Source organism: Actinacidiphila sp. bgisy160, assembly GCF_057707815.1.
This window is the reverse complement of record NZ_JBYIQW010000015.1, coordinates 130,235-137,595: the sequence shown is the minus strand read 5'-3', so window position 1 is coordinate 137,595 and position 7,361 is coordinate 130,235. Positions and strand designations below refer to the sequence as shown.

Here is a 7,361-nt window from a genome sequence, read left to right as displayed (position 1 = left end):
TAGGCCACCAGCCCCGCCGGCCGACGGCCCTGACTGGTGATCAGTCCTCCCGCAGCATTGCCCGGCCCGTGTCGGGCGGCCCCGCCGTGGCCAGGGCGGTGAACGCCGGCGGGGCCGCGTCCGCGGGCCCGCCCGGCCGGCCCCGACGCCTTGATGGCCGGGCGGGCGACCGGGGGCCTACGGGCTCCGCTCCCCCTTTCGGGTCAGGCGGGAGGGTACGGCCCCGGACGTCCCTACGGTGAAGCGGAGACTGTTGCCGCGGGTGTCCTCATGGATGCCGCTGACCGGGGCTTTCTCTGCGGGATGACGCGCGCGGGGCGTCGCGTCCATCCTGACCTCCTCGCCGACCGAAGCATTGAGAGGGCGGTACGCGACTTGATGTCCGGTTCGTTATGGCCTGAAGGTGTGACTGTGGGGACTCCGGGCCGGTCATCGGGTTCGGCCGTGCTGGAGTGGCGGGGTGAGTGAGCGCAAGTCCTACAAGAATGACTTATCCGATGAGCGGTGGGCGCTGATCGAGCCGGTGAGAAACAGCGGCCCCTGCGCGCCCGTGACCTGTGCGAAGCCCTCGACCTCGGGCTGCTGCCGAAGAATATCGAAGGCGTCCGCTCCAGGCTCAAGCGTCTCGTCGCCCGTGGCATCCTCACCGAGACCGAGCCCGGATTGTTCACCCAGAACCGGCCGTAGGACATCCAGCGCCTCCGCGACCAGCACACCTCACCCAACGCAACTCACGACGGCCTTCGGGTCGCGTACCACCCTCTGAGACTCAGATGGCGGTGGAGAGTGCGACGTGGCGCCATTGGTCGAGTTCACGTCGCACCAGATCCAGCTTTGCCTCGACGCGCTCGACCGCGTCCGCGCCCAACTGCAGGCGCAGCGGCGGCTTGGCAACCTCGGTGACGTCGACGATGGCTTTGGCTCCCTTCGCCGGATCGCCCGGCTGGCGGCCGTCGTTTTTGGCCAGTGCCTCGCGCACCGGTCCCGCGCCGGCGGCGTAGTCGACGATGGCGGCTGGTTCGACCTGGATGCTGGAGCTGTTGAGGAAGTCGGTGCGAAAGCCGCCCGGCTCTATGATCGTGACGCGGACGCCAAGCGGGGCCAGCTCGCCGTGCAGTGCCTCGGAGATGCCCTCGAGGGCGAATTTCGACGCGCCGTACAGGCCCGCCGCCGGAGCGGTGGCGAAGCCGCCCACGGAACCGATGTTCACGACATGTCCGGATCGCTGAGCACGCAACGTCGGTAGGGTCGCCCGCAACGTGTTGAGCACGCCGAACACGTTGACGTCGAACAGATCCCGGGCAGCCTTGTCGGAGGTCTCCTCGATCGCGCCCACGAGGCCGTAACCGGCGTTGTTGGCCACGATGTCGATCCGACCGAACTCCGCCAGGCCAGCCTCCACCGCGGCCGTCAACTGCTCCGGTTCGGTCACGTCCGCGTTCATCGCCAGCAGTCCGTCCGGCTTTTCCGGGTGCGCCTCGAGCACCGCCGACACGTCCCTCGCCGTAGCGATCACGCTATGCCCTCGGTCCAGCGCCTCACGGGTGATCTCCGCGCCGAGCCCGCGCGATGCACCGGTAACAAACCAAACGCTCATGTTCTCCCCTATTCCAATGGCCCGATTGGCCGACAACTCGACGCTAGAAGCTAGAGTCGGGTCTAGATCAAGAGCTGCGTGACGGGAGTCACTCATGGACCTGAGCATCGGCGAGGTGGCAGAGCGCAGTGGGCTGAGCGTTCACGCGCTGCGGTTCTACGAGCGGGAGGGCCTGTTCGCCAACCCGGTGCGCCGCCTGTCCAACGGCCGTCGGATCTATCACGAGGAAGATCTGGAGTGGCTGGAGATCTGCACGAAGTTGCGCTCCTCCGGCATGTCACTGGCCACGATCCGGCAATACATCGAGCTGGTCGGTCAGGGCCCGGGCAACGAACATGAGCGGCTGGAATTGCTACGCCGGCACGAAACCCACGTGGAGGCGCAGATCCGGGAGCTGCAAGAGACCCTGGACGTGATGCGGCACAAGGTGAGGATCTACGAGGACCATGTCGTCCGCGGCGAGGCCGACCGGCTCTGGAATCCGTCCCACCCGGATGCGGCAGCCCAGGCCAGCACTCACCAGGAGTGCCATCCGTCAGAGGGCGGGACGTGAGTTGATGTCGCTCACCCCGCTACTCCAGCACGGCCGAACCCGTTGACCGGCCCGGTTCCCCACGGCCACACGTTCAGGCGACCACGAACCGGACATCAAGTCGCGTACCGCCCTCGAGCGCCCGGCACTTCGGCCTGCGTGAGGCAGTCCGCCAAGGGGCGGGAAGGGCGGCTCTGCGAGGTCGCCTTACCTCACGGCGGCCGCCGAAACCCAGCGACCGAAACTCTTCCGACGAGGGCGGGCGCTTCCGGCCGAGGGCTTGCGGAGCAGGTCGAAGCACTTCGGCCGCGCGGCGCCATGGCACTCCGTCGCCTGATCAACGTTGGTCCGTGCATTCGAGTGGCGGGGCCCGTCCTGGATCCGGTTAGTCCGCAGGTGGTTCGGCACGTCGGTCGGCCGGCCTGCGGCGACGAGGCGGACGTGGCCGGCCGCGATCCCGGGGCGTTCACGTCCGGCGCCGGGCGACGTCGCAGCAGCGGAAGGCCAAGACCAGATGCAGCGGTCGGCGCAGTCGTAGGAGCCGTCCGTCTGGCGCGCGATGGAATTGTGATTCCAGCACTTCAGCATCGGTGCAAGCGTGTAAGCCCGATAGCAGGCCGCGAAGAGCAGTGGACAGCACACGACGCCGACGAATGGCCGCACGCGCCGAGGCGTCCGCAGAATGGCTGCCAGCGTTCCGAGGAGCGCAGCAACGCTGAGGGCCGGCGGAAACAGCGTGGCGTAGACTCGCAAACCGATATCGGTTTCGTCACAGCGGGGCCTGCGCGGAGGTGGATGATGCGGGAGTTCCAGCGGGCGGCGGTGCGGCTGCACATCCTGCATCACGCTGCCGAAGCGGAGATCCACGGGGCCTGGATGACCGAGGAATTGGCCCGGCACGGTTACCGGATCAGCCCCGGCACGCTCTACCCCACGCTGCACCGGTTGGAGGCCGACGGCCTGCTGGTCTCGGAGCAGCGGGTGGTGAACGGCCGCACCCGGCGCGTCTACAAGGCCACCGAGGCCGGGAGGAAGGCGCTCGCCGAGGACCGCAGGGCGCTCAAAGAGCTGGCCGACGAAGTCCTCGGCGGCGACGCCTCGTAGTCCGCTTGGGCGGGTATGTGGCCTGCCGCCGGAGGAGTGTACGACGGATGCCGTAGGCGGCCGCGCCGGCGGCCAGCACCGCGGCGCCGGAGACGACCGAGGACAGCGGCAGGGCGAAGGCGAGCGCCAGACAGCCGGCGGCGCCCACGACCGGAATGGCCCGTGCCGGTCGCCCCTCCTGCGGGGTGAGCGTCCAGGCGGAGGCGTTGGCGATGGCGTAGTAGGCGAGCACGCCGAAGGACGAGAACCCGATCGCGCCGCGCACATCCGCTACGGCAGCCAGCACCGCGACGACCGCGCCGACCACGAGTTCGGCCCGGTGCGGGACCTTGAACCGCGGATGCACGGTCGACAGGGCGTGCGGCAGGTGCCGGTCGCGGGCCATCGCCAAGGTGGTCCGTGAGACGCCGAGGATCAGCGCGAGCAGCGAGCCCAGGGCGGCCACGGCCGCGCCGACGCGGACCACGGGCGCCAGCCAGTCGGCGCCGGCGGCCCGGACCGCGTCCGACAGCGGCGCGGCCGCGGCACCGAGGTGGTCGGGGCCGAGCACCGTGAGCACGGAGACGGCCACCAGCGCGTAGACGGCCAGGGTGATGCCGAGCGCGATGGGGATGGCGCGGGGGATGGTGCGTGCCGGATCACGCACCTCCTCGCCGAGGGTCGCGATGCGGGCGTAACCGGCGAAAGCGAAGAACAGCAGGCCGGCGGCCTGCAGCACCCCACCGGCCGAGGCGTCCGCGCCGACGTCCAGCCGGGCCGCATCGGCGGCGTCCGAGGTCAGCGAGGCGACCACGACGGCGGCGAGCACGGCCAGCACGATCGCGACGATCACGCGGGTCAGCCATGCCGACTTCTGCACACCGACGTAGTTGACGGCGGTCAGCGCCACCACGGCCCCCACCGCCACGGCGTGTGCCTGCCCCGGCCACACGTAGGCACCGACGGTCAGCGCCATCGCCGCGCACGAGGCGGTCTTGCCGACCACGAACGCCCAGCCGGCGAGGTACCCCCAGAACGCGCCCAGCCGCTCGCGGCCGTAGACATATGTGCCTCCCGAAGCCGGATACCGGGCGGCCAGGCGCGCCGAGGACGTGGCGTTGCAGTAGGCCACCACCGCGGCCACCGCCAGACCCACCAGCAGCCCGGAGCCCGCCGCGTGTGCGGCTGGGGCGAGCGCCGCGAAGATTCCCGCGCCGATCATGGAACCCAGGCCGATCACCACGGCGTCCACCACGCCCAGCCGACGCTCCAGCTGATCGGGAACGCCGGCTGCCGCCGATCCCTTGCTCATGGCCTGCTCCCTTGTGACGGCATCTCCAGACCTGACGGGGCCCGATATCGAATGACGATATATGACCTCGCGGCTCAGCCGCTGGCGCCGTCGGCCTGTGGGGCGGCCTCAGGGTGACCGGGTGAGGGAAACGCAGGGAGAACGGCAGATGGACGCGGGGGTGTGGTCAGCTGCGCTGCCCGCGGTATCCGGCCTCAGCCATGGGGAGCGAGAACCTGGCGCAGTGGCGGTTCCCGCACGTTTGCGACGGGCCAGGCGGGCTAGCCGCCCAGTGTCGGGACCGTTGACGCGGCGGTCGCACGCCCCCGCCGGTCCCGGCAGGGAAAGGAGCCGACCGATGACCACAGTCAAGGACATGCTGGCGACCTATCCGGCCGACCTCGGCAGCGTCGACCGGGAAAAGCTCAGCCACTGCATCGAGGAGTGCATCGCCTGCGCGCAGGCCTGTACCGCCTGTGCGGACGCCTGCCTCTCCGAGGGCATGGTGGGCGACCTCGCGAAGTGCATACGCACCGACATGGACTGCGCGGACATCTGCACCGCCACGGCGTCCGTCCTGTCCCGCCACACCGGGTACGACGCCAACGTCACCCGCGCGATCCTCCAGGCGTGCGCGACCGCGTGCAAAGCCTGCGCCGACGAGTGCGGCCGCCATACCGGGATGGAACACTGCCGCATCTGCTCGGAAGCCTGCCGCTCCTGCGAGCGGGCCTGCAACGACCTGCTCCAGGCCCTCGGCTGACCTCGTCCGCTGCGCTGATCGGTGCGGGTGAAGTCGGAGCCGGCCGGAACACTGCGGCCGTGACCAACGAGACAACCGTCGACCCTGCTGACGTTCCCGCCGGCTCCCTGCCGCCTCCGGCGCGGGCCGTGATCGCCGACACCGCCTGGGAGCAACTGCCGCACGTCTCCGTCGACGTGATCCTGTCCTTCTACGGCCTCGCCTTCGTACGGCTCGGCTGCGGGCCTGAACGCTGGTCGGCGGGGCCCCCGGGGCCCGTACGGCCGTCCACCGTCCGGGCCGGCCGGACGCGGCCGAAGCCTTCGCGCCGGTGACATCCGCCGCAGACGACCGTTCCTCGGGGGGACCGAAGCCCGTCGACGTGAATCCCGAGAAGATCTTGGGCGGTGATGTCGAGAACCCGTGGACGGCTCCGTCCCCGTGGTGAAGGCGACCACAATGGGTCGCACCGGCACCAAGGAGAACCACCATGGCCAAGTACCTGCTCCTCAAGCACTACCGCGGCGCACCGGCGGCGGTGAACGACGTGCCGATGGACCAGTGGACGCCCCAGGAGATCTCCGACCACATCCAGTACATGCAGGACTTCGCCGCCCGCCTGGAGAAGACCGGCGAGTTCGTCGACGGCCAGGCCCTCGCCCCCGAGGGAGCCTGGGTCCGCTACGACGGCGAAGGCCGCCCCCCGGTCACCGACGGCCCCTTCGCCGAGACCAAGGACCTCATCGCCGGCTGGATGATCATCGACGTCGACACCCACCAGCGCGCCGTCGACCTCGCCGCAGAACTCTCCGCCGCCCCCGGCGCCGGCGGCCGGCCCATCCACGAATGGCTCGAGGTCCGCCCCTTCCTCACCGGCCCGCCCACCATCACCGAATGACCACTCCCATGAACGAGGCACAGCTCCGCGGCCTCACGCCCGGGGTCCTCGCCGTCCTCGTCCGCCGCGGAGCCGACTTCGCGGCGGCCGAGGACGCGGTGCAGGACGCCTTGATCGAGGCGGTCCGTGTCTGGCCGGCCGACCCGCCGCGGGACCCGAAGGGCTGGCTGGTCACCGTGGCCTGGCGCCGGTTCCTGGACGCGACGCGGTCGGAGACCGCCCGCCGCCGGCGTGAGGACCTCCTCGACCGGGAGCCGGCTCCCGGGCCCACGCCAGCGGCTGACGACACGCTCCAGTTGTACTTCCTGTGCGCCCACCCGTCGCTGACGCCGTCGTCCGCGGTCGCGCTCACGCTGCGCGCCGTGGGTGGGCTGACCACCCGCCAGATCGCCCAGGCCTACCTTGTGCCCGAGGCGACGATGGCGCAGCGCATCAGCCGCGCCAAGCGCACCGTCTCCGGTGTGCGGTTCGACCAGCCCGGCGATGTCGCCACCGTGCTGCGGGTCCTCTACCTGGTCTTCAACGAGGGTTACTCCGGTGACGTCGACCTCGCCGCAGAGGCCATCCGCCTCACGCGCCAACTCGCAGCTGCGATCGACCATCCCGAGGTGGCGGGGCTGCTCGCCCTCATGCTGCTCCACCACGCCCGGCGAGCCGCCCGGACCGCGCCCGACGGGAGCCTGGTGCCGCTCTCCGAGCAGGACCGCCGCCGGTGGGACACCAAGGCGATCGCCGAGGGCGTCGAGATCCTGCAGGCGGCCCTGGCCCGCGACCGGCTGGGCGAGTTCCAGGCCCAGGCCGCCGTCGCGGCGCTGCACGCCGACGCGCCCACCGCCGGGGAGACCGACTGGGTGCAGATCGTCGAGTGGTACGACGAACTGGCGGGCCTGACGGACAGCCCCGTCGTCCGGCTCAACCGCGCGGTGGCCGTCGGCGAGGCGGACGGGCCGCGGGCCGGCCTGGCGGCGCTCGCGGCGCTCGCGGCGCTGGACGACTCGCTGCCCCGGTACGCGGCGGTGGCGGCGTACCTGCACGAGCGCGACGGGGACCTGGCGACGGCGGCACGCCTGTACGCCGAGGCGGCCGGCAAGGCACCCAACCTCGCCGAACGCGACCACCTGACCCGCCAGGCCGCCCGCCTCAACTCCCGCCGGGGACGCTGACAGATCGGTACGGCCCTTTGACTGTGGCCGGGACCCCGTTGCCGGGCGCGCGCCC

10 protein-coding genes are annotated in these 7,361 nt (G+C 71.0%); 6 read left to right on the top strand and 4 right to left on the bottom strand.

All coding sequences use genetic code 11. From position 1 onward, the window contains the following. Positions 1 to 477 precede the first annotated feature (477 nt). A complete protein-coding gene (locus AC3EUJ_RS15535; RefSeq protein WP_431961785.1) occupies positions 478 to 714 on the bottom strand; it encodes a hypothetical protein in 237 nt (78 codons plus the stop codon). Between the two features lie 55 nt (positions 715 to 769). Then, complete coding sequence (locus AC3EUJ_RS15530; RefSeq protein ID WP_431961784.1) at positions 770 to 1,597, bottom strand: oxidoreductase; 828 nt, start codon at positions 1,595 to 1,597, stop codon at positions 770 to 772. Between the two features lie 94 nt (positions 1,598 to 1,691). On the opposite strand from AC3EUJ_RS15530, the gene AC3EUJ_RS15525 reads away from it, so the two are divergent. Then, entirely contained in the window at positions 1,692 to 2,150 is a 459-nt protein-coding gene (locus AC3EUJ_RS15525; protein WP_431961783.1) for a MerR family transcriptional regulator, read from the top strand. Positions 2,151 to 2,336: 186 nt separating this feature from the next. On the opposite strand, the gene AC3EUJ_RS15520 is transcribed toward AC3EUJ_RS15525, so the two are convergent. Beyond that, on the bottom strand, positions 2,337 to 2,996 hold the full coding sequence (locus tag AC3EUJ_RS15520; protein WP_431961782.1) for a hypothetical protein: 660 nt from the start codon (positions 2,994 to 2,996) through the stop codon (positions 2,337 to 2,339). On the opposite strand from AC3EUJ_RS15520, the gene AC3EUJ_RS15515 reads away from it, so the two are divergent. Continuing rightward, the gene (locus AC3EUJ_RS15515; RefSeq protein WP_488180959.1) at positions 2,925 to 3,233 is read left to right on the top strand and encodes an Rv3488 family transcriptional regulator; all 309 of its coding nucleotides are present in this window, start codon (positions 2,925 to 2,927) and stop codon (positions 3,231 to 3,233) included. The genes AC3EUJ_RS15520 and AC3EUJ_RS15515 overlap by 72 nt on opposite strands. On the opposite strand, the gene AC3EUJ_RS15510 is transcribed toward AC3EUJ_RS15515, so the two are convergent. Continuing rightward, the gene (locus AC3EUJ_RS15510; protein WP_431961780.1) at positions 3,190 to 4,524 is read right to left on the bottom strand and encodes an APC family permease; all 1,335 of its coding nucleotides are present in this window, start codon (positions 4,522 to 4,524) and stop codon (positions 3,190 to 3,192) included. The genes AC3EUJ_RS15515 and AC3EUJ_RS15510 overlap by 44 nt on opposite strands. Positions 4,525 to 4,861: 337 nt before the next feature. On the opposite strand from AC3EUJ_RS15510, the gene AC3EUJ_RS15505 reads away from it, so the two are divergent. The 4 genes from AC3EUJ_RS15505 to AC3EUJ_RS15490 all read left to right on the top strand — a co-directional run bounded on the left by AC3EUJ_RS15505 (position 4,862) and on the right by AC3EUJ_RS15490 (position 7,306). After that, positions 4,862 to 5,266 (top strand): four-helix bundle copper-binding protein, encoded by a 405-nt coding sequence (locus AC3EUJ_RS15505; protein WP_431961779.1) that lies wholly within the window; start codon positions 4,862 to 4,864, stop codon positions 5,264 to 5,266. A gap of 59 nt (positions 5,267 to 5,325) precedes the next feature. Next, positions 5,326 to 5,580: a hypothetical protein gene (locus AC3EUJ_RS15500; protein ID WP_431961778.1), complete on the top strand. Its 255-nt coding sequence runs from the start codon at positions 5,326 to 5,328 to the stop codon at positions 5,578 to 5,580. Between the two features lie 155 nt (positions 5,581 to 5,735). Continuing rightward, positions 5,736 to 6,143 carry a YciI family protein gene (locus AC3EUJ_RS15495; protein WP_431961777.1) on the top strand — a complete coding sequence of 136 codons (408 nt, stop codon included), beginning with the start codon at positions 5,736 to 5,738 and terminating at the stop codon, positions 6,141 to 6,143. A gap of 8 nt (positions 6,144 to 6,151) precedes the next feature. Further along, positions 6,152 to 7,306, top strand: coding sequence for an RNA polymerase sigma factor (locus AC3EUJ_RS15490; protein WP_431961797.1), 1,155 nt, complete (start codon positions 6,152 to 6,154; stop codon positions 7,304 to 7,306). Positions 7,307 to 7,361 lie beyond the last annotated feature (55 nt).